This is a genomic window from Microcoleus sp. T3_D1 (assembly GCF_036700405.1).
GTDB lineage: Bacteria > Cyanobacteriota > Cyanobacteriia > Cyanobacteriales > Microcoleaceae > Microcoleus.
This window is the reverse complement of record NZ_JAUBOV010000003.1, coordinates 1-26,221: the sequence shown is the minus strand read 5'-3', so window position 1 is coordinate 26,221 and position 26,221 is coordinate 1. Positions and strand designations below refer to the sequence as shown.

The 26,221-nt window shown below is 44.6% G+C and carries 30 protein-coding genes; 16 read left to right on the top strand and 14 right to left on the bottom strand.

What is annotated here, in order from left to right:
• Positions 1 to 172: 172 nt before the first annotated feature.
• From QT992_RS02740 to QT992_RS02710, 7 genes are all read right to left on the bottom strand, one after another.
• Positions 173 to 2,845: a protein-arginine deiminase family protein gene (locus QT992_RS02740; RefSeq protein ID WP_333376481.1), complete on the bottom strand. Its 2,673-nt coding sequence runs from the start codon at positions 2,843 to 2,845 to the stop codon at positions 173 to 175.
• Positions 2,846 to 2,946: 101 nt separating this feature from the next.
• Complete coding sequence (locus QT992_RS02735) at positions 2,947 to 3,288, bottom strand: DUF5615 family PIN-like protein (RefSeq protein ID WP_333376479.1); 342 nt, start codon at positions 3,286 to 3,288, stop codon at positions 2,947 to 2,949.
• Between the two features lie 3 nt (positions 3,289 to 3,291).
• Positions 3,292 to 3,618 carry a DUF433 domain-containing protein gene (locus tag QT992_RS02730; protein ID WP_333317290.1) on the bottom strand — a complete coding sequence of 109 codons (327 nt, stop codon included), beginning with the start codon at positions 3,616 to 3,618 and terminating at the stop codon, positions 3,292 to 3,294.
• Positions 3,619 to 3,629: 11 nt separating this feature from the next.
• Positions 3,630 to 3,953, bottom strand: a complete 324-nt coding sequence (locus tag QT992_RS02725; RefSeq protein ID WP_333376477.1) for a DUF433 domain-containing protein — start codon at positions 3,951 to 3,953, stop codon at positions 3,630 to 3,632.
• 146 nt (positions 3,954 to 4,099) lie between these two features.
• A complete protein-coding gene (locus tag QT992_RS02720) occupies positions 4,100 to 5,269 on the bottom strand; it encodes a type ISP restriction/modification enzyme (RefSeq protein ID WP_333376475.1) in 1,170 nt (389 codons plus the stop codon).
• Between the two features lie 178 nt (positions 5,270 to 5,447).
• Positions 5,448 to 5,975: a transposase gene (locus tag QT992_RS02715; protein WP_333376473.1), complete on the bottom strand. Its 528-nt coding sequence runs from the start codon at positions 5,973 to 5,975 to the stop codon at positions 5,448 to 5,450.
• Complete coding sequence (locus QT992_RS02710) at positions 5,965 to 6,228, bottom strand: hypothetical protein (RefSeq protein ID WP_333340474.1); 264 nt, start codon at positions 6,226 to 6,228, stop codon at positions 5,965 to 5,967. Before QT992_RS02710 ends, QT992_RS02715 begins: the two co-directional genes overlap by 11 nt.
• Before the next feature lie 639 nt (positions 6,229 to 6,867).
• Between QT992_RS02710 and QT992_RS02705 the strand changes: the two genes are divergently transcribed.
• The 7 genes from QT992_RS02705 to QT992_RS02675 all read left to right on the top strand — a co-directional run bounded on the left by QT992_RS02705 (position 6,868) and on the right by QT992_RS02675 (position 12,910).
• Positions 6,868 to 7,938, top strand: a complete 1,071-nt coding sequence (locus QT992_RS02705) for a dipeptide epimerase (RefSeq protein ID WP_333340477.1) — start codon at positions 6,868 to 6,870, stop codon at positions 7,936 to 7,938.
• Positions 7,939 to 8,026: 88 nt separating this feature from the next.
• The gene (locus QT992_RS02700) at positions 8,027 to 8,842 is read left to right on the top strand and encodes a Uma2 family endonuclease (protein ID WP_333317276.1); all 816 of its coding nucleotides are present in this window, start codon (positions 8,027 to 8,029) and stop codon (positions 8,840 to 8,842) included.
• 88 nt (positions 8,843 to 8,930) lie between these two features.
• Positions 8,931 to 9,980: a DUF1611 domain-containing protein gene (locus tag QT992_RS02695; protein WP_333340482.1), complete on the top strand. Its 1,050-nt coding sequence runs from the start codon at positions 8,931 to 8,933 to the stop codon at positions 9,978 to 9,980.
• Positions 9,981 to 10,023: 43 nt separating this feature from the next.
• Positions 10,024 to 10,665: a type I restriction endonuclease gene (locus QT992_RS02690; protein WP_333340485.1), complete on the top strand. Its 642-nt coding sequence runs from the start codon at positions 10,024 to 10,026 to the stop codon at positions 10,663 to 10,665.
• A 169-nt stretch (positions 10,666 to 10,834) separates the two neighbouring features.
• Entirely contained in the window at positions 10,835 to 11,305 is a 471-nt protein-coding gene (locus QT992_RS02685) for a GNAT family N-acetyltransferase (RefSeq protein ID WP_333340487.1), read from the top strand.
• Positions 11,306 to 12,240: 935 nt separating this feature from the next.
• Positions 12,241 to 12,528, top strand: coding sequence for an NfeD family protein (locus QT992_RS02680; RefSeq protein ID WP_333101688.1), 288 nt, complete (start codon positions 12,241 to 12,243; stop codon positions 12,526 to 12,528).
• A 94-nt stretch (positions 12,529 to 12,622) separates the two neighbouring features.
• On the top strand, positions 12,623 to 12,910 hold the full coding sequence (locus QT992_RS02675; protein WP_333204206.1) for an NfeD family protein: 288 nt from the start codon (positions 12,623 to 12,625) through the stop codon (positions 12,908 to 12,910).
• Between the two features lie 174 nt (positions 12,911 to 13,084).
• Here the strand turns inward: QT992_RS02675 and QT992_RS02670 are convergent, their stop codons facing one another.
• On the bottom strand, positions 13,085 to 14,239 hold the full coding sequence (locus QT992_RS02670) for an Rpn family recombination-promoting nuclease/putative transposase (protein WP_333376470.1): 1,155 nt from the start codon (positions 14,237 to 14,239) through the stop codon (positions 13,085 to 13,087).
• A gap of 52 nt (positions 14,240 to 14,291) precedes the next feature.
• On the opposite strand from QT992_RS02670, the gene QT992_RS02665 reads away from it, so the two are divergent.
• Both QT992_RS02665 and glyQ read left to right on the top strand, forming a co-directional pair.
• The gene (locus QT992_RS02665; RefSeq protein ID WP_333317264.1) at positions 14,292 to 14,618 is read left to right on the top strand and encodes an XRE family transcriptional regulator; all 327 of its coding nucleotides are present in this window, start codon (positions 14,292 to 14,294) and stop codon (positions 14,616 to 14,618) included.
• Between the two features lie 196 nt (positions 14,619 to 14,814).
• Positions 14,815 to 15,693, top strand: coding sequence for a glycine--tRNA ligase subunit alpha (gene glyQ / locus QT992_RS02660; RefSeq protein ID WP_190660228.1), 879 nt, complete (start codon positions 14,815 to 14,817; stop codon positions 15,691 to 15,693).
• On the opposite strand, the gene QT992_RS02655 is transcribed toward glyQ, so the two are convergent.
• On the bottom strand, positions 15,636 to 16,070 hold the full coding sequence (locus QT992_RS02655; protein WP_333376468.1) for a hypothetical protein: 435 nt from the start codon (positions 16,068 to 16,070) through the stop codon (positions 15,636 to 15,638). The genes glyQ and QT992_RS02655 overlap by 58 nt on opposite strands.
• Before the next feature lie 63 nt (positions 16,071 to 16,133).
• On the opposite strand from QT992_RS02655, the gene QT992_RS02650 reads away from it, so the two are divergent.
• Positions 16,134 to 16,901, top strand: coding sequence for an ATP-binding cassette domain-containing protein (locus QT992_RS02650; protein ID WP_333317262.1), 768 nt, complete (start codon positions 16,134 to 16,136; stop codon positions 16,899 to 16,901).
• Between the two features lie 122 nt (positions 16,902 to 17,023).
• On the opposite strand, the gene QT992_RS02645 is transcribed toward QT992_RS02650, so the two are convergent.
• Together QT992_RS02645 and QT992_RS02640 are read right to left on the bottom strand one after the other, a co-directional pair.
• On the bottom strand, positions 17,024 to 18,292 hold the full coding sequence (locus QT992_RS02645; RefSeq protein ID WP_333317260.1) for an MFS transporter: 1,269 nt from the start codon (positions 18,290 to 18,292) through the stop codon (positions 17,024 to 17,026).
• Positions 18,293 to 18,712: 420 nt separating this feature from the next.
• Positions 18,713 to 19,225 (bottom strand): DUF2808 domain-containing protein, encoded by a 513-nt coding sequence (locus QT992_RS02640; protein WP_333317257.1) that lies wholly within the window; start codon positions 19,223 to 19,225, stop codon positions 18,713 to 18,715.
• A gap of 583 nt (positions 19,226 to 19,808) precedes the next feature.
• Between QT992_RS02640 and QT992_RS02635 the strand changes: the two genes are divergently transcribed.
• The 3 genes from QT992_RS02635 to QT992_RS02625 all read left to right on the top strand — a co-directional run bounded on the left by QT992_RS02635 (position 19,809) and on the right by QT992_RS02625 (position 22,915).
• Positions 19,809 to 20,957 carry a Re/Si-specific NAD(P)(+) transhydrogenase subunit alpha gene (locus QT992_RS02635; RefSeq protein WP_333317255.1) on the top strand — a complete coding sequence of 383 codons (1,149 nt, stop codon included), beginning with the start codon at positions 19,809 to 19,811 and terminating at the stop codon, positions 20,955 to 20,957.
• Between the two features lie 258 nt (positions 20,958 to 21,215).
• Positions 21,216 to 21,509, top strand: coding sequence for an NAD(P) transhydrogenase subunit alpha (locus QT992_RS02630; protein WP_006633295.1), 294 nt, complete (start codon positions 21,216 to 21,218; stop codon positions 21,507 to 21,509).
• The gene (locus QT992_RS02625) at positions 21,506 to 22,915 is read left to right on the top strand and encodes an NAD(P)(+) transhydrogenase (Re/Si-specific) subunit beta (protein ID WP_333317253.1); all 1,410 of its coding nucleotides are present in this window, start codon (positions 21,506 to 21,508) and stop codon (positions 22,913 to 22,915) included. The genes QT992_RS02630 and QT992_RS02625 overlap by 4 nt, the downstream gene beginning before the upstream one ends.
• 81 nt (positions 22,916 to 22,996) lie before the next feature.
• Here QT992_RS02625 and QT992_RS02620 read toward each other — a convergent pair whose 3' ends face one another.
• Both QT992_RS02620 and QT992_RS02615 read right to left on the bottom strand, forming a co-directional pair.
• Positions 22,997 to 23,227 (bottom strand): type II toxin-antitoxin system HicA family toxin, encoded by a 231-nt coding sequence (locus tag QT992_RS02620; protein WP_333317251.1) that lies wholly within the window; start codon positions 23,225 to 23,227, stop codon positions 22,997 to 22,999.
• On the bottom strand, positions 23,217 to 23,444 hold the full coding sequence (locus QT992_RS02615) for a type II toxin-antitoxin system HicB family antitoxin (protein WP_293192939.1): 228 nt from the start codon (positions 23,442 to 23,444) through the stop codon (positions 23,217 to 23,219). Before QT992_RS02615 ends, QT992_RS02620 begins: the two co-directional genes overlap by 11 nt.
• A 261-nt stretch (positions 23,445 to 23,705) precedes the next feature.
• On the opposite strand from QT992_RS02615, the gene QT992_RS02610 reads away from it, so the two are divergent.
• A complete protein-coding gene (locus QT992_RS02610; protein WP_333317249.1) occupies positions 23,706 to 24,401 on the top strand; it encodes a hypothetical protein in 696 nt (231 codons plus the stop codon).
• A 124-nt stretch (positions 24,402 to 24,525) separates the two neighbouring features.
• Here the strand turns inward: QT992_RS02610 and QT992_RS02605 are convergent, their stop codons facing one another.
• Complete coding sequence (locus QT992_RS02605) at positions 24,526 to 24,663, bottom strand: hypothetical protein (protein WP_333340499.1); 138 nt, start codon at positions 24,661 to 24,663, stop codon at positions 24,526 to 24,528.
• 328 nt (positions 24,664 to 24,991) lie between these two features.
• Here QT992_RS02605 and QT992_RS02600 point away from each other — a divergent pair, with 328 nt between their 5' ends.
• Together QT992_RS02600 and QT992_RS02595 are read left to right on the top strand one after the other, a co-directional pair.
• Positions 24,992 to 25,828 carry a hypothetical protein gene (locus QT992_RS02600; protein ID WP_333340501.1) on the top strand — a complete coding sequence of 279 codons (837 nt, stop codon included), beginning with the start codon at positions 24,992 to 24,994 and terminating at the stop codon, positions 25,826 to 25,828.
• Position 25,829: 1 nt separating this feature from the next.
• Complete coding sequence (locus QT992_RS02595; protein ID WP_333340504.1) at positions 25,830 to 26,174, top strand: N-6 DNA methylase; 345 nt, start codon at positions 25,830 to 25,832, stop codon at positions 26,172 to 26,174.
• Positions 26,175 to 26,221 lie beyond the last annotated feature (47 nt).

The following is a 26,221-nucleotide window of genomic DNA, read 5'->3' as shown; positions in this document are numbered from 1 at the left end:
TTCATAAAAATGGTACTAGGGAGGCGGGTTTAGGAGGTATATTGAGATTTACTGTTGGGTGGGGGCGGGTTTACGAGATTGTTCGTTACAGGCGAGTATTGTTGGTGAACCCGCCCCTACAAATTCCTGATTCACGATTCCCGATTCCCGATTCCCCATGCCCGATTCCCAATTAGTAATTATTAGGCAAAGATTGCCAAAAAGGCCGCTCTTCAGGCTTCCTCACAGTATTCGTCGCCGACTGCACGTTTCCTTTTAATTCTTGATAATACCTATCATCCAAAAAACTAACGCTAACGCCAGCAGGAAGCAGCAGTTGGCGCAATCTTTCTTGAGTGTAATCTACACCGTCAATCATTGGCCCGCGCGGATTTGAAACTAACAACTTGCCGTTAACTGGCACCGAATTGACCATATTTGGCCACCAAGCATAACCGCTGTAGCCAAACATCACCGGAACTTGAATAATTTGATCGTCTCCGAGTAAAAACTCTCTTTTCAACTTCTCTATAATCGGATTAAGTTTCTGATTTTGCAAATAGAGATTGTGTTGAATTAAAGCACGGTTTTTCAAGGCGGCGCTGACAGTTGTTTCAGTGCTCAAACCGCGATTGAGCGTCACATCGCCGTAACCTCTTCCCTCCAATTCTTCCAACAGCTTAACTCCGGCTTCGGGACTGGCGATCGCCATTACATATTGTCCGGGAGTTTGAGTGGGAATAAAATTGATAATTTCATCGACTTGGCGAGTCAAAAGCCAAGAAGTATCAATATCCACTGGCGGCCCTTGAATTCTCTGAGCTTGAATAAAATCAAGTACCTCTGGATTAAAACTAGCATTTCCCGAATTCCCGTAATAAACTCGACCCATTGGGTGTCCGGGAATCGGCGGTGTCACCTGCAAATTGCCGTATCCGTCAGACCACTGACTTACAGGGTCTAAAGAACGAGGATTGCCAATTTTTACTACTTTCAAATCCGGGTTTTGAGTTGATTTAACAGGCGGGTTTTTCTCGGGCTCGCTATTGCTTTTTAGGGCTACATTAAACTGGCGGATTTCCGATTTTTCGGGGAGTTGAACGTATCCGTTTTTCTGGGTATCTTGCATCCAAGTGCGATCGCCCTGGAGAATTTTTACTTTGGCGCCCGTGGGTTCTACTGCTTGTTTTAGTTGCGAGATAAATTCGCTGTTTACCGCGCCTCTGTCGCTGACCTGAACTTCGGTTACTGGTGCTGTATTGGGCGCTATCATCCAAGGACTAACGCCCATTTGGATGGTTGTGGAGGCGATTTCTTGACCGTTGTTTTGGGCAGTTGCTTTGAGATTTACAGTGCCGTTCCAGTTGCGATCTGCAAATTGTTTTGCTTCTACACCTAAAACAATATTCGTGCTGAAAACTAGAGGTTTAGCACCGGATATATCTACAGGTTGCCAGCCGTCGCCCGTCTTCTGAAAAACGCTGATGTGAGGGCTAGCAATGCTGTCAGCCGTGATAAATAACTGAGAGGTTTTGAAGCTTTCAGACATTGTTAAGTTAACTTGAGAAAGCATTGCTGCACGGCGGGGAACCATAACTTTGGTTTGTTTCCAAGTCGGTATCTTGCCGCGATCGTTATTGCGATCGTTAAATGAAATTAGCGCGCCCGTGGACAAAGACCATTGTTCTTTTCCCGCTTCGTCTTGCTGGTTAATTTGGCCATCTCTGTTAGTATCTCCCGCAAAGAAAAAGTTCGACGGGGACGCAGCAGGCGTAACTGGGGCGGGAGTTGGTGTTGCAGTTGATTCAGGAGTTGGTTGAGGAGTTGCTTGCTGATTTCTCTCTAACTCTTGTCTTTCAAGTTCTTGTCTGGCTAATTCTTGTCTGGCTAATTCTTGCCTTTCAAGTTCTTGTCTAGCTAACTCTTGTCTAGCTAATTCTTGCCTTTCAAGTTCTTGTCTAGCTAATTCTTGTCTGGCTAATTCTTGCCTTTCAAGTTCTTTACGGGCTAACTCTTGCCTTTCTAATTCTTGCCTTTCAAGTTCTTTCCTGGCTAATTCTTGCCTTTCTAACTCTTGCCTTTCAAGTTCTTTCCTGGCTAATTCTTGCCTTTCAAGTTCTTTCCTGGCTAATTCTTGCTTTTCAAACTCTTGCCTTTCAAGTTCTTTACGAGCCCGGTCTTTTTTCTCTTGCTCTTTTCTCTCTATTTCTCGACGAGCAAATTCTTTTTTCTCTTGCTCTTTGCGGGCTCGCTCTCTTATCTCTTCTTCCTCGGCTCTAATTTTCTCAACAGAACGTGCGACTTGCATTTCATAGGTAGCGACACTGAGGTTTCCTTGATATTCGATGGTTTTGTCGATCGCGCGATCGGCCAAAAAAGAATCGTGAGGAATGAGTCGCAGGGTATTGATAGCCAACTGCCACAGCCGCTGGGACTCTTCCCAGGTAGCAGAAGAAGGATTAGAAGTGCGTCCAATTAAGACTGCTTGGGCGGCTAATTTAGCAGCATCGTCCCAATTATATTTGGCTCTTTCTTCTATTTGAATCTGACTTTGAACGTTTTGGAGTTGCTGCGTCAGAGTTTGGGATTGCTGGCGGTTGATTGCTGATTTCCAAAGTTCACCAGGAAACGGGGCGCTGTCGGAAGTTTTGGCAAGGTTATCTAATTGTACTTTCAGGCGATCGCGCAATTTGTAGAGTTCGGAAAGGGATTGCGGAGTTTCGCCGTCTGGCTGTCGCCCAGAGAGTGCGAGTTGGTAGTTTAGGGAAGGTTGAGCCACTGTTGTGGGGACTGCAACCCAAATAATACCGATGACGACACCGAAACCATTGACGATCGCGATCGCAATATATCGAACCCAGCGCATATAGTTTATCCTCAGACACGCCAATAATTTTACCTAATATTGGGAGCAATTGGGGATTTAATTATAGGGTTTTTGGGGCGGGAAGGGCGAGGGGCTTTTTTTCAGCTTTGGGGACGTATTACTCGAATCAATTTACCTGTGAGATTTTCGACTGTAGAAATAGCTTCATTAATCAGGGTAGCTTGTCTCTCTGTATTCAAATCTTCTTTGCAAATAATGATACCGTTATGGTCAGGTTGCAAACGGTGCAGGTGTCTAAAATCATCCCAATTGCGCGTCAAAACGGCTCGATTGTGGCTAATAGCAAAAGCTAACACATCTTCATCAGGAATCCCCAGTCCACCATTTCCTGCTTCCTGCACTGTCAAAACATCGTGACCAAAAGTTCGCAGTAATTCCACGATTACCAGTGGAAAATTTTCATCTGCATAAAGACGCACCATTTGTTAATCTTCCTCATTTCTAGCGATCGCAGCTTCAATTTCCTCTGGGTGTGCCTCAGCATAAGCCCAAGCATTCGCCAAATCTGCTGCACTCAAATGAGGAAAGTCTTGCAAAATCCGCACATCATTTGCACCCAGAATGCGATAATTTACCAGCGACCAAATAGGTATGCGAGTTTTGGCAATTCTCGCATCGCCGCCGCACACGCCCGGAGTTTTTTCTATTCCTTGCCAAGTATTGCTTAAACTTTGAGCTAATAGCTGTATTGCCTGAGTTTTTTCACCGGGAGTTAAGGCAAGGAGTTGTTTTTCTAATTCTTTCAGTGTCATTTTTTGCTCTCTCAATCATTTTCTCTAATTGCCTGTTCAATTTCCTCTGGGTAAGCATCGGCATAAGCCCAGGCATTTACCAAATCAGCAGCGGTTAAATCGGGAAATGATTGTATAATTATACCATCAGAAGCACCTAAACGTCGATCGCACACCAGTGACCAAACTGGTATGCGAGTATTGCCGATACAAGCATCGCCTCCGCCGCACACACCAGGAGTTTTTTTAATGCCTAGAGAACCGTTGGTTAAAGTTTGAGTTAGGATGCTGATTAGTTTAGCTTTATCAGCGAGATTTAAGGTTAAGACTTGAGTTTCTAATTCTTGTATAGTCATAAGTGCGATCGCCGGAATATATTATCTACATTATATAGGACTTACACGTGGGGGCCAGAAACCGGGTTTTTTACGAAAAGACGCGTTGCTACCGACAGATTAGGTAAAAACCCGGTTTCTTTGTCGGAGTCAGTAAGTCCTGAATCTTACTCTATGGGAAAACCAGGAATCAGTAGATCGATTTCTACCATCAGTTGCATGGTTTCTTTGAGCGCAACCACCACCTTTTGATAGTGCAGTACATCATCAAAGGATAAAGTGCGTTTGGCTTTCTTACGGTCTTTGAGCCATTTGTCTAAAACCTGATAACCCCCAATTTTAAACTCCCAAACTTCGGGGGCGAGGCCTTCAAAATAGCGGGTTTTGTTGATATAAACTCGTTGTTCTGCGGGTTTATAGGTAACTTCGGTAACGGCATTGTCACCATCGCCACTCATTTTAGTAATCAGCTTATTAAGCTTTTTCGATTTCATCAGGTGCAGGTCTACCAATGCCTGACCTTTTGCACCCAAGTCTTGGAATAGCTGGTCGTTGCTGGTCAAAGGCACACGGGGAAAGTCGATTTTGAGAAACTCGGCGTAGCGTTGGCGATAGGTGGGGCTATGGAAGATGGCGTAGATGTAGTAAAAGATTGGTTCTGCGGTGGGAATGTAGCCAAGCTTTTTTTTAATGGCTGCAAGGAAGTTTGAAGAAAGATTAAGAAATTTTTCAACAAACAAATTACCTGGTTGATTAGCAGTATCAGGATAAATATAAAGTGGAAAAACAGAATTGATATCGTAAGCTGCACAACTTTTGTGTCCACAAATATTTGCTGTAGTGAACACATTCCACTCGTCTTGGGTTTTCCGTGTTGCTATAAGAGCTAAGTTCTCTCCTATCACAATATGTCGCATTACTTCAGATCGAGGCATACAAATGAAGCCTCGTGTTTGCCCTGTATAGTAGGTATATCTAGTATCAAAGGGACGATAAACAATAGGTACTATATTAGAGATTTGAAAACTATTTTTACGCAGATATTCCTGAGCAAGTGAAACTTTCCAATCTCTTGAATCATCACCAAGTTCATATTTTATTCGTGCTTCCTCTACTGGTAATGAGACAAAATCCTTAACAGTAGTCTCCACTTCTTGGGGTGACCATTTTATTGTAAGATTGTCTCTTGCCGTGACAATTCCAACTGAATTAACAGGCAATATTTCTGTAATTTTCCAGCGTTCATCATATTCTTCTAAAAGATTTCGGTTTTGGGAACCAAATAAATAAAATGAGGATTGAGGTTCAATAGCTTTCCCTTCAACATCATTAATCAATACTCCGGACAGTTTTTAAGCAGCCAAAGTACCATAAGACAAGACTGAAGGAAGGTTAGGGTGATTTAAAATCAAATCCGGGTCTAAATCTCACTTATCAATAAAGGTAGAAAGTAGATGCGCGATTTTATTCCAGACGTTTATAAAAGGCAATAGAAAACACAAAAAAGTTGGCAGATTAATGACAACTATAAAGTTCATGTTTGGCTAAGTTTAAGGCAATTAGAGTGGCATTAAAGTGAAAATTAAGCCGTGGTAAATGGCGAGCTTGACAATCAGACAATCCCGTAAATTGCTTGGCATCACGCAAAATAAATTCTATCTGAAAACGAGCCTGATAATATTCAACAATTTGCTCAGGCGGTAAGTGAATATCAGTGCTAAATAATAAAGCATTTTTAATTTTTCCGTTGGCTTGAAACTCAGAGATACAAGCCAACCTAATTTGGCAATTTAAACAACAACTCCACACCACCAAGGTATATAATGAAACTCCGGGTTTTATTTCTTTAACAAAATTAAAACGACTCAAATCATTAGAGTCAAATTTACCATCATATTTTCGAGGAGATCCCAGTTTCTTTTGTTCACCTGTATAGAGATAGCGTAGGTTAGTATCAACTCTTAACTTGCCAATAAAGTCTAAATTTAACTCCCGCACAGCCTCCCAGAATTTAGAGCGATAGTAATAGCCATCAGCCACCATTTGGACGTACAGAAGTGGGGAAAAAATAACGAGTATTCTTCAAATGTTGTGCATAGTCATCAACTCTTGTGATGTCAGGCTTTGAGCTTTGAGAGTCCGGGTTTTTGCGAGATTTTTTTGAGCGGTTATTCTTCGGGGTTTTGGGCAGTTTTTTCACGGGATTTATTTGAGGGCGTGACGGAGTTTGTTGTACGCTTAAGCTATAAGATAAACGAGTTTCAATTTCCACAATAGAAATTACAGAAATTTCCAACCCCTGTTCCGATTTACCAGCTACACCATTATAAAAATAAGCCTTGCCGTCAGTTTTTTGGCCGCTTTTTCTTAAAAAAGAACAATCGATCGCGGCAATGACTGTGTGTTCAGGATTTAAGGCAGATTAGAGGAAATATTGATTAAATTGTGGAAAATTAAAGCTTTTGAGAAAGTGACGACGGTAGGTTTTTTCGCTCAAACCACTATAACGACTGAGATTGGTGAAGTTGACCTTGCCATAAACAAGCAAAATAGTTGAGAATAAAGTGATTAAAAACTTCTTTTGGGGTTGACTAATTCCGGGCATTTGTTGTAAGATGGATTCAATAATCTTCATGTATGCAATCTGAAGAGCTTGTGTGTTTTTATAGCTTAACCTAAAAGAGCGCCTTTTTTTCTGTTCATTTTGGGTTCAGATTGCACTCACTTTTTTCGATTCTGTGATTTATTGCGTAAGCGTTGCTTGCCGAAGCCATCGCATCCCTCTTTAAAAACTGTCCGAAGTATTGATTTCATCAAGTTTTTGATAAACTAGAACAAGCAAAATCAAACTATAAAGTAAAAAGTTACAAATCGCAAGAGCGGCGCAATCCGCCACCTCGGATTTTTATCTAGAAAAAATTACCAATCACTGACAATGCACCTTCAAATTGAAACCTTCACTGTCCGCAAGCGGTTTGCCCTTACCATCAGCCGCGGTACAACAGCCCAAAGTACGAATTTATGGGTAAAATTAGCACACGAAGGCATCGAAGGTTGGGGAGAAGCATCGCCGTTTTCCACAGGTTCTCGGCCCCAAACTACCGAAATTCTGCTAGCCGCATTGCAGGAAGTTGCACCGCTGCTGGAAAAGTTTACTCCCTTCGATCGCCAAAAAATCGAACAAGTATTAACAGAGGTCAAGTTACCCTCAGCCGCCCGCGCTGGCATAGACATGGCAATGCACGACTGGCTGGGCAAAAAAGCAGGTTTGCCGCTGTGGAAAATGTGGGGATTAGATCGATCGCGCATCGTCCCCACCTCGGTCACAATCGGCATTAATTCGCCGAGGAGTGCCAGAGAAAGAGTGCGCGATTGGTTTGGTAAAGATCCAGCAAGTATCAAATACCGCGCCGTTAAGGTTAAATTAGGAAATCCCGCAGGAATCGAAGCCGACAAAGCTATGTTAATAGCAGTGCTAGACGAAGCACCAGCTAACCTTAAAATCAGTGTAGATGCTAACGGCGGTTGGAGTTTAAAAGATGCAGCAGAGATGTGTTGCTGGCTGGAAAGATACAAGATAAATTATGTAGAACAGCCGCTTTCACCCGTCGCAGATATGGAGGTATTCTCAGAACTGTACCGTCAATCGCCCCTACCAATTTTTGCTGATGAAAGTTGCTTTAATAGTTCCGATATACCCAAGTTAGCGCACTGCGTCCACGGCATCAATATCAAAATGATGAAGTCAGGGGGATTGACGGAAGCAATGCGGATGATTCACACAGCAAAAGCCTGCAATTTGCAAGTAATGTTCGGCTGCTATTCAGATAGCGCGATCGCAAATACAGCAGCCGCACAACTTTCACCGCTAGCTGACTATTTGGATTTGGACAGTCACTTAAATTTATTAGACGATCCTTTCACCGGTGCGATCGTCGAAAATGGGTGTTTGCTGCCAAACGGGCGATCGGGATTGGGAGTGCGGCGAATTGAGATTGTAGAATAGAAGTCTCGTTAAACAGTTGACAGTTGACAGTGGGCAGTTGACAGTTGACAGTTGACAGTTGACAGATAAAAATAAATCTGGAGATAGTATGATACCAGTAGAATCAATTGGACAGGGAATTGATAGAGAAGCCAAGCTTTTCTTTGAAGAACACAAGCCGCCGACTGATTTAATTTTTGATGATGGTGCAGAAATGGAAAGCAACCGCCACCGTATAGCAATGACCGTTTTAATCCGTTCCGTAGAACAAGGTTTAGCTAACCGGAACGATTTTTTTGTCGGTGGGAATATGTTTATTTATTACAGCGCTAAACAGATTCGGAATCAGGATTTCCGAGGCCCGGATTTTTTCGCTGTGTTGGGTGTTGACAGCAATACTTCCCGACAAGGCTGGGTAGTTTGGGAAGAAAACGGACGTTACCCGGATGTGATTGTGGAACTGCTGTCGCCGTCAACGGCAAATCAGGACATAGGCAAAAAAAAGGATATTTACGAGCAGGTTTTTAGAACTCCTGATTACTTTGTTTTCGATCCTTTCGAGCCGAATTCTTTGCAAGGATGGCGTTTAGATGCCAACCTGCGCTATCAGCCGTTAGTGCCCAACGAACAGGGTTGGTTGTGGTGCGAAACGTTAGGTTTTTGGTTGGGCACTTGGGAAGGAATTGTCGATCGAGAAACAGCGACTTGGGTGCGTTTTTTCGATGAATCTGGCAATTTAGTTTTGTTGCCAGAGGAAGCCGCTCAACAACAAGCGGAAACCGCTCAACAGCAAGCCGAAGCTGCTCAACAGCAAGCCGAAGCTGCTCAACAGCAAGCGGAACAGGAACGCCAGCGAGCCTCGCGACTAGAGGCCAGATTGCGAGAATTGGGAGAAGATCCGAATGATCTTACCCTGAACCAATAATCCCAAATCACAGCTAACACCCAATCGATTTTAGATTTTAGATTTTAGATTGAAGCTAAAATCTAAAATCCCTATCAAAAGTAAATCAATGACTAAAAACTATCCGATCAAAAATGGCAAAGTTGCAATCCTGCTGCACGAGGGAATTATTGGCACTTCCGGCAAAACTGGTTTAGCATTTTTGCGCTACAGCGAAGCACAAATTGTAGCAGTAATAGACCGCAAATGTGCCGGAAAATCTTTACCTGAATTAACGGGAATTTCTCAACAAGTACCGATAGTTGCGTCCGTTGCAGAAGCACTGGAATTTGCGCCGGATATTCTGCTAATTGGTATCGCTACTTCCGGCGGTGTTTTGCCTGCGGAATGGCTGCCAGAAATTAATCAAGCGGTAGCAGCAGGTTTGTCAGTTGTCAACGGTTTGCACGCGAAACTTGCACCTTTGATAACAGTTCCGTTAACCGAAAATCAATGGATTTGGGACGTGCGTCAGGAACCGAAATCTGTGGGTGCGATCGCCTCTGCTGCTGCTGCTCAATTAACTTGTCGCCGCGTATTAACTGTCGGCACAGATATGAGCGTTGGCAAAATGTCAACCAGTCTGGAACTCAATCGCACTTGCTTGCGGCGGGGTTTGCGTTCCAAATTTTTAGCAACGGGACAAACGGGTTTAATGATTGGAAATGAAGGCATTCCTTTGGATGCAGTGCGAGTTGATTTCGCCGCTGGTGCTGTCGAACAAATGGCGATCAAATTGGGTTCGGAATGCGATATTCTGCACGTAGAAGGGCAAGGTTCGCTATTACATCCCGGTTCGACGGCGACTCTGCCGCTGTTGCGGGGTTCGCAGCCAACTCACTTAATTTTAGCGCACCGAGCCGGACAAACTAGCATTCGCAATCACCCGCACGTATCGATTCCCAGGTTATCAAAAGTGGTTGAATTGTACGAAATGGTAGCCGCTGCTGCGGGTGCTTTTTCAGGGGCGAAAGTGAGCGCGATCGCCCTCAACACTCATCACTTAAATGAAGCAGAAGCGCTGTTAGCAATAGCTGAAGTTCAAGCAGAAACGGGATTGCCTTGTACCGATCCGGTACGGTTGGGCGCGGAGGTTTTGTGGGAGGCGATCGACAGTTGATATGCTACAATCAACACCAACCAGCAAATAGCTACATAAAACTATGACACAAAGCATTCAAGCAAAAACACTGACCCTGCACGATGTCAAAACAAAATTTAACTTCCAACTTTGTGAAGACGAGCAGTTCTTCCGGGAGTGGATTGACGATTTACCAGAAATTACTGATGAAGAAAAGGGATATCTAGACAAAGTAAAGGCTGGCTATACTAACAGTGCCGACCACTCCATGATAGAAGATACCGTGAAAATGGTGGTACTAGCTCCATTGCTCTTTTTAGCAGATTTATACCTGAATCCCTTTCATATAGAAGCAGAAAAATCGGTGGAACTTGTCACCGTGGATGAAGGTATACTTGTCAGAGGAAGTATTGATGTTCTGGTTTTAATTGAATCTTTTTGGGTTGTTGCGATCGAAGCGAAGCGAGCACAATATTCCGTTGAAGCTGGACTTCCTCAGTTACTATTTTATATGCTGAATGACCCCAGCCCACAACAAGTAACCTTTGGGCTTTTGACAAATGGTAGCAGCTTTCGATTTATCAAAGTGACAAAACGAGACATACCGCAGTATGCCGTTTCTAAACTTTTCGATATTGGGAGTCCAGGAAACGAACTTTACGAAGTCTTTCGCATTTTGAAGCGGCTAGCTGCTATAATTTCCAGTGACAGGAGTTATACTTAAATACACCATAAGCTAATCCGCATTTAAATTGCATAGTAAAATAAATTTTTCCTCTTGTGGGGTGGGCATCCTGCCCGCCCTCACCATACAAATTAAATGCACAACAGCTTATGGAACTCGACTCTGAAAATAAAAATAAATTTACTAAAGCTCATTTTATGGAATCATAATGAATGAAAGTTTTTTTTCGTTGCCGTCTGGATGCGCCATTCGCCCAGCCTGTGCTCAAGATACGAGGTCAATTAGAATCTTAGTGTGGAGCGCCAGACTCGATCCAACTCAGTTGCGCTGGGAGCAATTCTGGGTGATCGAATGCGAGGGAAAATTGGCAGCTTGCGGACAGTTGCGGAACTTTGCGGGGGCGCAAGAATTGGGCAGTTTGGTGGTGGCGAAAGATTGGCGCGATCGAGGTTTGGGAAGCTACCTCACAAAATATTTAATTCAACAAGCTACAGAACCGCTATATTTAGAATGTTTGGGAAAGCGACTCGCATCATTTTATACTCGCTTTGGCTTCGTAGAAGTTTCCGTACAAGAATTGCCGCAGTCGCTTAAATTCAAGTTCGGTTTGTCTCAATTAGCTAAAACTTTATTCAAAATTCCTGTAACAATTATGCAGTATCAAGCAGGCTGTCTATAATTATGACTTTTATGAATTTAAAATTCTGAATTTATGAATGGATTTTAAGTTCGACCTGTTCAATAATTGGATAACAGGGTGCGATCGAGCTGCATCGCTCAAAAACTCCTACCGCCTCCTGATATCTGCGTCAGTCTCGATCGCCTATTGTCTAGGCCTAAATAGGTAGGTACAAATCAATATCGCATGGGGAGGGCGGGTGAGTACCCAAGTTTACTTGCTTATATCATAGATCCGCTTACGGGCCCCTAATGGCGCACAGGGTGTCAGAAACCGGGTTTTGAGGGGTTTGGTGCGTAAGTTACGGACTAGATATTTATGGATATTCCTGATTGGGCGATCGAGACTGCGTAAGTTCATAATTCACCGTTTGCGGTAGTCCAGTTAGCTAAATTGGCACAGCCCGCCGCCTGATATTTAGGCCAAAACCATTGAAAAATCGTTGATTGCAGGTTGCTCAGTGTCATGTGCCAGTACCAGACTCGGAAAGTGGACTGGCGATCGCCCCAAAGATATTGGACTCCTGGCAAATTAGTAAGTGTAAAGCAAGTGAGTCACAACCCAATCAAAAAATTCAACCCAAAAATTCAACCCAAAAATAAAACATTTTCACAGCAGCAGTAATGCGGAATCAGTCAATCTCTAATGTAGCTAACAACATCTACCCTTAAGGTAAATCCCACCAACTGCTCAACCACTAAATCCTTAATTCAATACCTCGGAATTACGGGATTTAGACTCCCCGCAACCGCTTCGCAAATCCCCTCAACATTTCAAAAATTCTTTGCCTTTTATCCTGATAAAACCACGGAAGGCAAGAACAATGAAATATCAAGGCAATCAATCAATCTTAACCGAGGAAATGCAGCCTCTCAAATAGCATAAACCGACAATTACACATCCCCATATATTTTAACACAACAGGAGTAAATATCATGTTCAACGTAGTAAAAGCTTTCGGCTCGATTTTCTCTACCCAAGGATACAGCACAGCTAACAATATGCTTATCAAAAATTACGTCAACACCAATTTTAACTACTTCAACGAAGAAGCTGTCGTCGATGAATCGATTTACCCGAATCAAACAGGTCGCGTCCGCTTCCAAGGTAGCTGGTGGCCCGCACGGTGCGATCGCCAAATCACCCTCACACCGGGAGACACGGTTTATGTCATCGGCGTTGACAACATCACTCTGTTAGTTTCCCTCGCTCCCGCAGACTAAATCAGAGATTGAACAACCAGGAAATGCAACCTTTCAAATAGCATCAATAGGCGATTAAACTTCCATATATTTTAACACAAAAGGAGTCAACAAAATGTTTAACGTAGTAAAAGCTTTCGGTTCTATTTTTTCTCTTCACACCTACAGCCCAGAAAAGAATATCTTAATGGATAACTACATCAACACCAATTTTAACTACTTCAACGAAGAAGCAGTCGTTGATGAATCGATTTACCCGAATCAAACAGGTCGCGTCCGCTTCCAAGGTAGCTGGTGGCCCGCACGGTGCGATCGCCAAATCACCCTCACACCCGGAGACACGGTTTATGTCATCGGCGTTGACAACATCACTCTGTTAGTTTCCCTGGCTCCTGCAGACTAAACTAGAAAGTAATCTCAACTTTTTCACTGTCAGAACCCCGACTTATTCAAGAAGTCGGGGTTCTGACTATTCTGTTTTTTAGTGGCAATTTGGCGATCGCTTCCATTCAACACCTGACGCAAGACAGCAATATCTGCCTCTGTTTATTTGCCAGTAGAAATATGGCAGATCGCGCTACAATAAAATGGCATTTTTGAGAGCTTGTTTGTTGAGGCGATCGCGGAGTTGAGATTCGCTACTTTCTCGGCTGACTGCTGCTTTTTCTGATGGCTTGGCGATCGGTAGTGGTTCGAGCAGTTGGGCTTGAGCTTCCTGAATTGAAGGGTAATTTTCAGCCCAGGATGAAATCGCTTCTGAAAGGACATCGATCTCATCGGATAAGGGTTCAATTAGCTGGGCTAGTTCGGTTAATTGTTCGGCCCCGAAGAGCGATCGCTGCTGAGTTAATAGTTCGATAAATGAATGGATCTTTTGTTCGGGGAGTGACATCGATTCCCGTTGGATTTTGTTAATTGTTTGCCGAACAAATTCCAGAGACAAATCTAATAATTGCGCGATCGTCTCTAAATTCATTCCAAACGCTATCATCCGACGAATGGCTTCTAACTTCGCTTGGCGTTCACCTTGTTCGAGTCCTTGTTCGAGTCCTTGTTCTAAACCTTCTTCTAAACCTTCTTGCTTGACTTCCTGGTAAAATCGAGTTTGTCTGAGTTCGCTTAAATTCAACATGGCGGCAATTTCCTCGCGGCTTTTCTGGGGGAGTTTGTAGACGATAATTGTTTCGATGAGGTTAATTAAATCGCGTAGAACGGTTGGATCGGACAACTGTTGTCGGGCCATTGCGATCGACTGGCGTGCTTGTTCTGCTGCTGTCTCTGCTGGCTCGATTACCAGTTTAACAACTTTCACTCCCAGCGATCGATCTGCGGCTTCTGGCAATTCATCAAGGTAAATCCGTTGGACGCGCTGACTGGTTAAGAGTTCCTGAAATTGCAGCATCTGTTCGTGTTCGATGCGACGATTGGGATAGATGACAACCACGCGCCAAGGATTGAGGGGTTTGTATTGTCGCAGATAGAGAAAGAGTTCGCCAAAGATGCGGTAGTACAAGTCGGCATCGGGTTGAAACTGAACTTCAGCCAAGTAAAATGGTTTTTCAGGTTCTTCGGTTTTGGGGAGAAATAACCCGTCGATGCGGAATGCGAGTTGTTTGATTTCGCGGGAGGTGAATTCATAGGCGGTGGCTTCGTCTGGGGAACGATCGATCAGTTCAAAGAAGAAGCGGGGAAATTCCTGAAACAGGCTGTAGAAAATGGTGTCTGTTTTCATGAGTTGTCGATGCGAATCGAAGATGGGTACTATACCATGCCAAGAGAGAACCATGACACAAGAACCGATTTTTGAAGAAAGCAGTGGCAACGTATTCGCTGACCTCGGTCTGAAGGATGCAGATGAACTTTTTATGCGAGGCCAAATAGGGATTCAAGTAATCCGTATCCTGAAACAACGCAACTTGAAACAGCGCGAAGTTAGTCAAATTCTTGGCATTCCACAACCAGAAGTCTCTCATTTAATCAACGGAGAGTTTCAACGGTTCAGCGAAGGCAAACTACTGCTTTTCCTCAAGCGACTAGATACGGAAATTACTTTACATCTTCGCCCTCGTAATGGGGGAAATCAATCTGCTGAAATTGCGATATTGTTATAGAGCTTTGGGAACCGATTGCCCTGTTGACTTTTTTCGCAAAGGCGATCGGGGATTTCTAGCTTTTATCTATCGCCAAGTCGAGAGATATTGACGTAGAAACCTGGTTTTTTGCCCCTGGCGCGTAAGTCCTATTCAATAAACAGTGCCTTGAGTATGCTTAAATAAGCTTAGACACATACTAGCCATATTTAAACCAGTGAACTTTCAATCAGTCATTGCCACCTTAAACAAATTCTGGAGCGATCGAGGCTGCCTGATCGCCCAATCCTACGACACAGAAAAAGGTGCAGGAACCATGAATCCCCACACCTTTCTCAGAGCAATCGGCCCTGAACCTTGGTCAGTCGCCTACATCGAACCCTGTCGCCGCCCCACCGACGGACGCTACGGCGAAAATCCCAACCGCTTCCAACATTACTATCAATATCAAGTTTTAATTAAACCCTCTCCTCCCAACATCCAAGACATCTATTTAGACTCCCTCAGAGCATTAGGAATTAGCCCTGAAGACCACGACATTCGTTTCGTAGAAGACAACTGGGAATCGCCCACCCTCGGAGCTTGGGGCGTCGGCTGGGAAGTCTGGCTCGACGGTATGGAAATCACCCAGTTTACCTACTTTCAACAGTGCGGTAGCATTGACTGTCGCCCCGTATCCATTGAAATTACCTACGGACTAGAACGCCTAGCAATGTATCTCCAAGAAGTCGATGCGATGACGAAAATTCAGTGGAAAGATGGCATCACTTACGGCGACGTTCACCTGCAAGGAGAAATAGAACAGTGTACTTATAACTTTGAAGCTTCCAATCCCGAATTGCTGTTTACTCTATTTGGATTGTACGAGCAAGAAGCAGAACAATTGACAAAAAAAGGATTGGTTTTGCCTAGTCTTGATTATGTGTTAAAATGTTCTCACACTTTCAATTTACTCGATGCTAGAGGTGTGATTTCGGTAACGGAAAGAACTCGGTATATCACCAAAATTCGCAATTTGGCGCGGCGAGTTGCTCAGCTTTATTTGGAACAGCGGGAAAAGCTGGGTTTTCCTTTAGAAAAAGCTGTAAAAGTTTGAGTTTGAGTTGGATTGTGGGGAGTAGGGGGTTGGGCATCTTGCCTGCTTCCAGAACGGGCAAGATGCCCGTTCCACAATGAGTGAGTTGGATTGGGGAGTGGGCATCTTGCCTGCTTCCAGAACGGGCAAGATGCCCGTTCCACAAAGAGTGAGTTGGATTGTGGGGCGGGCATCTTGCCTGCCTTAATAACGGGCAAGATGCCCGTTCCACAATGAGTGAGTTGGATTGGGGAGTGGGCATCTGGCCTGGTTCCAGAACGGGCAAGATGCCCGTTCCACAATGAGTGAATTGGATTGTGGGGCGGGCATCTTGCCTGCTTCCAGAACGGGCAAGATGCCCGTTCCACAATGAGTGAGTTGGATTGGGGAGTGGGCATCTTGCCTGGTTCCAGAACGGGCAAGATGCCCGTTCCACGAAAGCCATATTTTTAATTAATTAAATGCCTAATTATTCGGAAAATAATACAGAAACAAATCCTCAACTGCGAATTGACGGTGTAAGCTTGAAAACACCGATCGCCTCTAGTCATTTGTTGGAAAATATATCGTTTCAGGTACACAAGGGAGCTCGCGTGGCAATTGTTGGCCCTTCAGGTGCCGGCAAAACAACGCTGTTGCGGTTGCTAAATCGGCTCAGCACTCCCACCAGTGGCTCGATTTATCTGGAAAATACAGAATATCGCCAAATACCTGCGATCGAACTCCGCAAACAAATCACCCTCATCCTGCAAGAATCCAAGCTTTTGGGAATGTCGGTGCGAGAAGCATTGGCTTATCCTTTGAAGCTGCGGGGGGTGACTGCATCAAACATTGCTGAGAGAATTAGCGGGGCGATCGAACAACTGCACATACCCCAGGAATGGCTCAATCGCACCGAATTGCAGCTTTCCACAGGCCAAAAACAGCTCGTGGCGATCGCCCGCGGCATCATCCTGCAACCAAAAATCTTGCTTTTAGACGAACCAACATCCGCCCTAGACGCAGGAAAAGCCGCCCACCTTTTGCAAGTATTGATACAGCTAACAAACGGCCAAACCACAATTGTAATGGTAAACCATCAATTAGAATTAGCCGAGCAATTTAGCACGCGAATTCTGCATTTACAGCGCGGAAAGCTCATCGAAGATTTGCCATCTCATCAAATAAATTGGATGCAACTGCGGCAAAATTTAATCCAAGCAGAAGCAGAAGCCCAACTAGAATGGTGAACAAACTAAAAAACAATTTCTGCGACGGGTTGCGTAATTAATTTGGATGTTTTAACCGCAGAGGGCGCAGAGGGCGCAGAGAAAGAGAGGGGAACAAAGAAAAAGAGCCGTTTACAAATTGTTTAGGAAATTAAACCCATTTTTTGATAAATTGGTTTGACTAAATGTTTTAAAGCGGGCAACTGTTTGGTAAAAACTATGGAGCCTAAAACACAAATTATACCTCCAATGATGACTGTATTGGGAGCGCCGATATAATTGGCTAATCCGCCGGCCACTAAATTACCAAACGGTGTTACTCCAAAAAATGCCATTGTGTATATGCTCATCACTCTTCCGCGTTTGTCGTCTTCCACAATTGTTTGCAAAAATGTGTTTCCTCCTGCAAATTGGATAATGAAACCAAACCCCACAAACAACATCATGATTAATGACAGCCATAAGACGCGGGACAAACCAAAACCTATCAGTCCGAATCCCATAATGGCCGGTGACATCGCAATCAATTTGCCGAGGCCAACTATACTTTTGCGAGAAATCAAATAAATCGCCCCCGCAAAGGCTCCGACTCCCGAAGATGCCATCAAAAAGCCGAGGGTTTGTGCGTCGCCTTGCAGTATTTTGGTGGCAAAAATCGGGACTAATACTGTGTGCGACATTCCGGCAAAACTGACTAATGCTAATAGCAGTAAAATTGCTCGAATCGGCGGAAAACCGAAGGCATAAACGAATCCTTCTTTTAATCTTTGTAAGGGTTTGGTATTAGTTGCGGCAATTTTTCGGGGTTTGATCTGCATCGCTAATAAGCCTGCAATTACAGCGATGTAGCTGAGTCCGTCAATGAGAAAGCAATAACTTGCCCCGACTGTAGCTATTAGCAAACCTGCAATTGCTGGGCCGATTAATCGGGCTCCGTTGAACATGGAAGCGTTAAGGGCGATCGCATTTGCTAAATCTTCTTTCTTTTCTACAAGTTCCGGCACAAAAGCTTGCCGTGCCGGCGCGTCAAACGCATTAATTGCGCCTTGAAAGAAACTCAGTACCAGGATCTGCCAAATGTTAACGACTCCTGTGAGCGCTAAAAATGCTAGCGCTAAGGATTGAACCATTGCTAATATTTGAGTGGCAATTAGGACTCGGTGGCGGTTCCAGCGATCGATTAAAACTCCTGCAAAAGGCAGTAAAATTAATGTGGGGATTTGACTTGTAAATCCCACCACGCCGAGCATCCAAGGTGAATCGCTCAAATTGTAGACAAGCCAAACAGTAGCGACTTGCGTCATCCAACTGCCAATCAGTGAGAGGCCTTGTCCTGCAAAAAACAGGCGATAATTTCTCGATCGCAGCGCTGGAGGAAGTTTTATTGTTTTGATTTTTGCTAGTAGATTCATGCTGCAAGTACGGCTAGAGCAATCCTATTTGATTGGTAAACATTTTTTAGGGTAGCGCCCCTAAGCCTACCCCTAATTAGCGAAGGGCAACCATCGGGGGACTGCCCCTAGACTCATTATTACGAATCATTGAGAATTGGGATATGAGCCGAAGGTTCTATTTTCACAACTCCCGAAAACTGAGATGTTGCACCATTCTCAATAAGCTTTTTATGAACAGGCTTTTCGGCCTGTTCCACAAGAAAATTCACTCTGTGTGGAACAGGCCGGAAAGCCTGTTCTTGAGAATGGTGCAAGATGTGAGGAAAACCAAGATTTGAGTAGAGTTAAATTTTTGCCCGTAGGAAAACGATCGCCACATTTAAATTTTTCTGTCGCGATCGCTTGACTAACGAGAAATTCCTTCCCCGAACCCTTCCCTCAATTAATGCTCAACAGCCAAGTACCGAGGTAACGCAGCAAGGGAACGTCACCGGGGGTGCGGATGCGGACGTTGAAATGGTACATTCCGCCGGGAGATGGGTTTCTGACGTTGGAGAGTACAACCTCAACATTGTTGCCGGCGGCAATTGGTTCTTTGGGATAAATTTCTATGAAACGATTTTCTTTGTCCCAGATTACTTCTTGCAATTCTATTGTTTTGTTTTTGACGCGCACTTTAATGTCTTTTTGGTCAAATTCGCCTTTGTAGTAGTCTGGATAGGATATGTTGAGTTGGGCGATCGCCAAACTTACTTTGTTGGAAGGAATTCGCAGCCGATATCTATCGCCACTCATCCCGGCTGTACCGTAATCCAAGCGATAGTTTAATTGGTTGGCGCGTTCGGGGCCGCCGAAAATCGTGAATCCTGGCATGGACTGGGCTAAACTGATGGCGGGTAATCCAGCCACCAAGCAACCTGTAACCGCTAGTGCTGAAAATAATCGTCGCATAACAACTCCTCTAATTAAACTCTTGGTGAACCTTTAATATCGATCGCCCGAAATTTGCGATCGTGCCTACAATATATCGAATGTCTCAGCAATTTGATGAGGGCGAGCCGATTTTAGATTTTAGATTTTAGATTTTAGATTTACTCCCGTCTGCTTTGAGAATGAATCTGGGGGCTGGTTAGAACCCGACGCTTTTCTGTGCCTCCATCCTAAGTCTCCGAAACGCTGAATCTGGGAACCTCCGAACAAATTGCTCGATCGTCAATTATTTTTTGCGTATTTTTTGCGTAATACTGATAACTGACATTCTAACTACAGAATTAGGCGACATAAAATTATATCATAATCTGTGGCTAACTTAACAATTTAGCGAATTTGAATGTATAAGATAAGTTAAAGATACGGGTGGAATTTGGGCGATCGGCTTTAGTATCAACGAGAGAAGTTTAGGGGAACGGCTGCTTCAATGTAAAGCAAGGCATCGGGCGATTAAAAATCGCACTTCAAGAAACCTGCGGAGGCAGGTTTTGTCTGTGCAGGCGCGGTTTCAACCGTCCTAGGAAGGCTTAAATAAGGAGAGTTCATGAAATTAGCGATCGCAAAAGAAATAGCAGCAGGGGAACGCCGGGTGGCTTTAGTACCCGACGCTGTAGCCCGATTAGTTAAACAGGGCGTCGAAGTTTGGGTTGAGGCCGGTGCCGGCGCACAATCCTTTTTTTCGGATCTTGCTTACGAAGAAGCGGGAGCTCAGGTTGTCGCCGATACCGCTAGGCTGTGGGGCGAAGCCGATGTCGTCGTCAAAATCGGGGCCCTGCAAGAATCAGAAGTTCATCAACTCCGGGAAGGAGGCGTTTTCATCGGATTTTTGAATCCTCTGGGAGATCCAGCTTTAGTGCAGCGTTTAGCCGATCGCCAAGTAACGGCATTCAGCATGGAAATGATCCCGCGTACCAGCCGCGCTCAAAGTATGGATGCGCTGTCATCTCAGGCTAACGTCGCCGGTTACAAAGCGGTACTGATCGCAGCCGCAGCTTTGCCGAAATATTTCCCGATGCTGACAACGGCCGCAGGTACAATTCGCCCCGCGAAAGTATTGGTAATGGGTGTGGGCGTTGCTGGCTTACAGGCGATCGCCACGGCGCGTCGTTTGGGTGCGGTAGTCGAAGCCTTCGACATCCGCCCGGAAACAAAAGAACAAGTGCAAAGTTTGGGCGCTAAATTCCTTGATGTCGAACTCAAGGAAGAAACCGTCGCCGCCGGAGGCTATGCTAAAGAGCTATCAGAAGCGGCTAAAGAATACACCCGCCAAGTGCTCACCCAACACGTCAGCGCTTCCGATGCAGTGATTACAACCGCTCAAGTTCCCGGCAGAAAAGCACCTATTTTAGTTACTAGAGAAATGGTTTCTCAAATGAAGCCCGGATCGGTAATTGTTGACCTCGCGGGCGAACAAGGCGGCAATTGCGAATGCACGGAAGCGGGGAAAGATGTTGAATGGAACGGCGTTAATGTCATCGGCCCGATTAATGTGCCCTCGTCGATGCCTGTCCACGCTAGCGAAACTTACTCGAAGAATATCTCGGCTTTAGTTCAGTTGATGGTGAAAGATAAGGAACTCAATTTGAATTTTGAAGACGATATCATTGCTGGTGCTTGCGTTGCCCGCGACGGTGAGATTAGCAACCAGCGGGTGCGGGATGCTTTGACTGCTCAGGCATCAGCCGTCAGTTAGATTCTGTCGTTATGAGGCACAGTCCGGCAAGGGTTGAAACCCCTGCCTCAAAGCTAAAGTCCTCTGAAGAGGACTGAAGAACTGATTAAATATCTCCAAAAAAGGCTTTTTTGAACAGGCTTTCCGGCCTGTTCCACAAGAATTATTGGAGAGGTCTATTAGTCCTCTTAAGAGGACTTGGGCTATTAGCCAGGGAATTCATTCCCTGGCGGACGCAACCGGGAACGAGTTATTTCCAATTACCAATTACCAATTGTTATGGCAGAAGGATTGATTGCAGGTTTAGTGGTGTTTACTCTAGCGTCGTTTGTGGGATTTGAAGTAATCAATAAAGTCCCGCCGACGCTGCACACACCTTTGATGTCGGGATCGAATGCGATTTCGGGAATTGCCGTTTTAGGTGCAATTCTGATTTCTGGTCAAGGCAATGTGACTGTTACTTCGATTTTGGGGACGATCGCGATCGCCCTGGCCACAATTAACGTTGTCGGCGGTTTTTTAGTAACCGATCGAATGCTGCAAATGTTCAAGAAAAAAGAGGTTAAAGCGTGAGCGATTTTCTGCCCAGTGGCATTCAACTAGGTTATTTAGTTGCCGCATCTTTGTTTATTATCGGTTTGAAACAGTTGGGTTCCCCTGCAACCGCCCGTCAAGGGAATGTGTTAGCTGCGATCGGGATGTTAATTGCGATCGTCGGTACGTTGCTGGAAAAGCAAGTCATCAGCTACGAATTGATTGCTGTCGGAATTATCGTCGGTTCCATTTTGGGAACAATTATGGCGAATACGGTGGCGATGACGGATATGCCGCAGATGGTGGGTTTGCTTAACGGTTTTGGGGGCGCGGCTTCTGCACTCGTTGCTGTGGGCGAATTCTGGCGCTATCTCAGCATCCCGGAATCGCCAACTCCAGACGCGACAATCACGATCCTTTTGGGTGTGTTGATTGGCGGAATTACTTTCACTGGTAGCCTTGTGGCCTTTGCGAAGCTGCAAGAATTGCTACCGGGTGCGCCAATGACGTTTCCGCTGCAACAGCCGTTTAATGCCATGCTGGCGATCGCACTTTTAGCCGGCAGCGGTTATATGCTGACGAAGCCGGAGGATGTGCCGGTATTCCTGGCTTTGGTGGCGATTTCTAATATTCTGGGAATCATGTTTGTGCTACCGATTGGCGGTGGCGATATGCCGGTGGTGGTGTCGCTGCTTAATTCTTATTCGGGGATTGCGGCGAGTGTGGCTGGGTTCATTTTGATGAACAATATGCTGATTATCGCTGGTGCGTTGGTGGGCGCGTCGGGGATTATTTTGACGCAAATCATGTGCAAGGCGATGAATCGATCGCTTTCTAGTGTGCTGTTTAGCGCCTTTGGTAGCGGTGGCGGTAGTGCTGCGGCTGCTGTTGGGGCTGCTGGTGCTACTGACAAAACTGTTCGCAGCATCAATCTCGAAGAAAGTGCGATGATGTTGGGTTATGCGCGATCGGTTGTAATTATTCCCGGTTACGGAATGGCTGTAGCGCAAGCACAGCACGCCGTGCGCGAGTTAGCCGACGGTTTGGAAAAAATGGGTGTTGACGTGAAATACGCGATTCACCCGGTGGCTGGGCGGATGCCGGGGCACATGAATGTGCTCTTAGCCGAAGCAAACGTGCCTTATCCGCAGTTGTACGATATGGACGACATCAATCCGCAGTTTGAAGAAACGGATGTGGCGTTGGTGATTGGTGCGAATGATGTGGTGAATCCGGCGGCGCGTCACGATACGGCGAGCCCGATTTATGGGATGCCGATTTTGGAGGTTGATAAGGCTAAGCATACGATCGTGATTAAGCGCGGGATGAGTGCTGGTTTTTCCGGTGTAGATAATGAGTTGTTCTACAAGGATAAGACGATGATGTTGTTTGGTAGCGCTAAGGATGTGGTTGCCAAATTGGTTTCTGAGGTGAAGCAGTTGTAAGATTTTTTAGGACTCAATAAAAACCCGGTTTCTTGGAGAAACCGGGTTTTTGTTTTGGGGTTGTATAGATGCTAATCTAGGCTACTCGTTCACTTCAAAAAGATATCGAGGTAATCCTGACTGCCGAATAATAGACTGCAAAGTGCCAATTTTGATTTCTGAATAATTTAGTACAGGAACCGTTACAGTTGTATTGGGTAGTCGTTGCGGCATGATAATATGACTGCCACGCTGTCGCACTTGAACAAAGTCATATTGTTCTAAAATCTGACAAACTTGAGCCGCTGATAGAACCCGCAGTTTACCCAACACTCACCTCTACACGAGTCACAAAAAATTCACTATGCAGTCGATTCTTGACTTCAGAAGGATCTGCTGTTTCAAAAAATAGTTCCAGCGCTTCGATCAGATTTTGTCGCGCTTCTTCTATATTGTCACCTTGGCTGGCAATATCAAGTTCTGGGCAAAGGGATATATAGCCGTCGCCTTCTCGTTCAATAATTGCTGTAAACTGTTGTGTTGACTTCATAATTTGAAGTGGCGGACTGCCAAGCTCAAACAATTATAGTTTTACTTGAGATTATATCACATCTTTCGCTGTTCGGTGGAGAAGGGCGATCGCCCTATACAATGCTAGCTTGGTTTAAATAGTCACGGGCGATCGGTGCTAGTCACATATACCTGCGATCGGAGATTTTTTAAATATAATGAAATCCTAAAGAATTAATAGAACTGCAAAACTTGTACTAACCTTAGAGCTAACGTCAATTAAATTAAAAAATTTTCAACTATGTCCGATCAACCTTTTAATATCCGCCAACTCAATGACCTAGATTATGACGAAGCAGAACCACTCCTGGAAGATTATCAGGAAACGCTAATCGAGCTATTTGTCAATTCTCCCGAAGGAGAAGAATACTGTAAAACTTATCCAGACGTGGGATTTTGGATCGCGCAGTTCATTTATTACGGTTTCGGCTATGAAGGTTTTACGCTGCCTCGCATGAAAGTGGAAGATGCGGCAACTGTAGTCGAAGAGTTGTTTCCCAGGAAAGTGAGTTTGCTTTCGTCGGAAGAAGGTGAAAATGCTATCCCGGAATTATTGGCGTTCTGGCAATTTTTGAAGCGAGAATTTAAACTGCGAAATGCCACTTCAATTATCAAATACCTGCGCGATATCGAGCCGGAATTTAAGGAGATTATGGAAGATTCCTCTAAATTTGGATTTGCCAAATCTTTTGTAACGCTGGGTCATCAAGCAGGGTTTGATATAAGTACGGGGGAAGGTCTAACACAATTTCAGGAGATATATAATGCTAGCATTGCTCCTCTACTTGCAGCTAAAAACTCCGAGACATCGGGATTTTCCAGCCAACCGATAAGTGATAGTGCTGTCAATGGATCTAAAGCAAGTAAAGAAAAACAAAAAAAAGCAAAAAATACGGCGGCTGAATCGAGAAAACGCAACCGCACCAAGAAAAAATGAGGTTTAGCAAGTATCTATCCTCACTTCACTCTTCTTCGGATTTTTCTCAGCATCTTGTTAGCTTCTTCCCTCCCGCGAAACTTCCAAACTAATAAATAACACATCAAACAAAACCCGAAGATTCCTAACACGATCGCACTTTCTTCCGGTGAGTTGGTAGTTCTATCGAACTTCCCACTCTTCGGACTTGCTGGGATGTTGTTAGTTCGATCGACCGTTCGATCGCCCGCTTGCAAGTTAAAATTGTGTTGTTCAATCGCATTACTATTTTTAAATTTTCGATCTATTTCTTGAAATGACTTCGCCTGTTCGCAGCTTGTTAAGGATAATCCAATAAGGATAAAAATTAAGAAATAACAGCGACATTTCATGATTTTTACCTTTCGGTCAGCGAAAAAGAGAATAAATCCATATAGGGCTTACTGACTCCGACAAAGAAACCGGGTTTTTATCTAATCTGTCGGTAGCCACGAAGTATTTTCCTAAAAAGCCCGGTTTCTGGGCCCCTATCTCCAGGACTATTCTATCTACTATAATAGCATTAAACGAATTCAGGAAACATTTCCAAACTAAACCAGGAAACTGATTCAATGCCGTCTATATCTTTTGATGCTTACCTCAAGTCGATTCAAAATAACCTGCAAAAAGGTAGCGAGCGCAGCCATTATCCAGCGCTGAAAGATTTGCTGGATGACTCAGACAATGACATTGAGGCCATAGTTGAAGAAAAAGGCAATAAGGCAGGAATTCCAGACCTTACCGTGAGGCGGCGGGAACTATTGGTGGGTTATGTAGCAGCCAAAGACGTTGGGCTAGACCTGGATCAGATAGAAAAATCGGAGCAATTGCAGCGGTATATAGAAGCGTTTCCGAATCTAGTATTGACCAATTATTTAGAGTTTCGTTGGTATGTGAATGGGAAGCGCAGGCAGAAGGAAATTTTAGCAGACCGTAATGAGAATAAGCTGCAAGTAAGGGCTACAGAAAAGATTGCGGCTCTGCTAGATCAGTTTATCAATTATACAGGCGAGATTATCAGCAGTCCTGAAGACCGGGCGCGACAGATGGCGAGGTTGACGAAGGCAATCCGGTTAGCAACAACAACTGCGCTGGAGGGAGAAAGGAAAGACGGTGAATTACATCAACTAAAACAGGGCTTTAGTGAGGTGTTGTTGCCCGATTTGAATGATGCTGATTTTGCTGATATGTATGCTCAGACGATTTCTTATGGGTTATTTGTGGCAAGAGTTGGTCATGCTCAAAATCCAGGGGGTGAACCGTTTACTCGGCGCACGGCGGGCACGTATATTCCGGCAACAAACCCTTTTTTGAAGCGATTGTTTAATACGATCGTCCGTCGAAACGGATGCAGTCAGTCAGATCGATTGGGCGATCGACGATGGGGTGCAATTGCTGTCTCAGGTTGATATGGGCAGCATTCTTGAAAACTTTGGGCAGCGCACTCGTCAAGAAGACCCGGTGGTGCATTTTTATGAAACGTTTTTGGCGGCGTACAATGCAGCCCTGCGAAAGAGTCGAGGGGTTTATTACACACCGGAACCTGTGGTGTCGTTTATTGTGCGATCGGTTGATGCCATTCTCAAAGACCGCTTGGATCTGCCATTAGGATTAGCTGATAACGCCAAAGATCCAGTAACACAAAAGCCGAAAGTGCAAATTCTCGACCCTGCAACGGGTACGGGTACGTTTTTGTATGAAGTGGTAAAGCAAATTTACCGCAATCTAGGGCGTCGGTTCAGTATTAGGAGTTGACAAAAAAAGGAATTTATGAAATTAGCCAGTGCATGAGTTCGACTCTA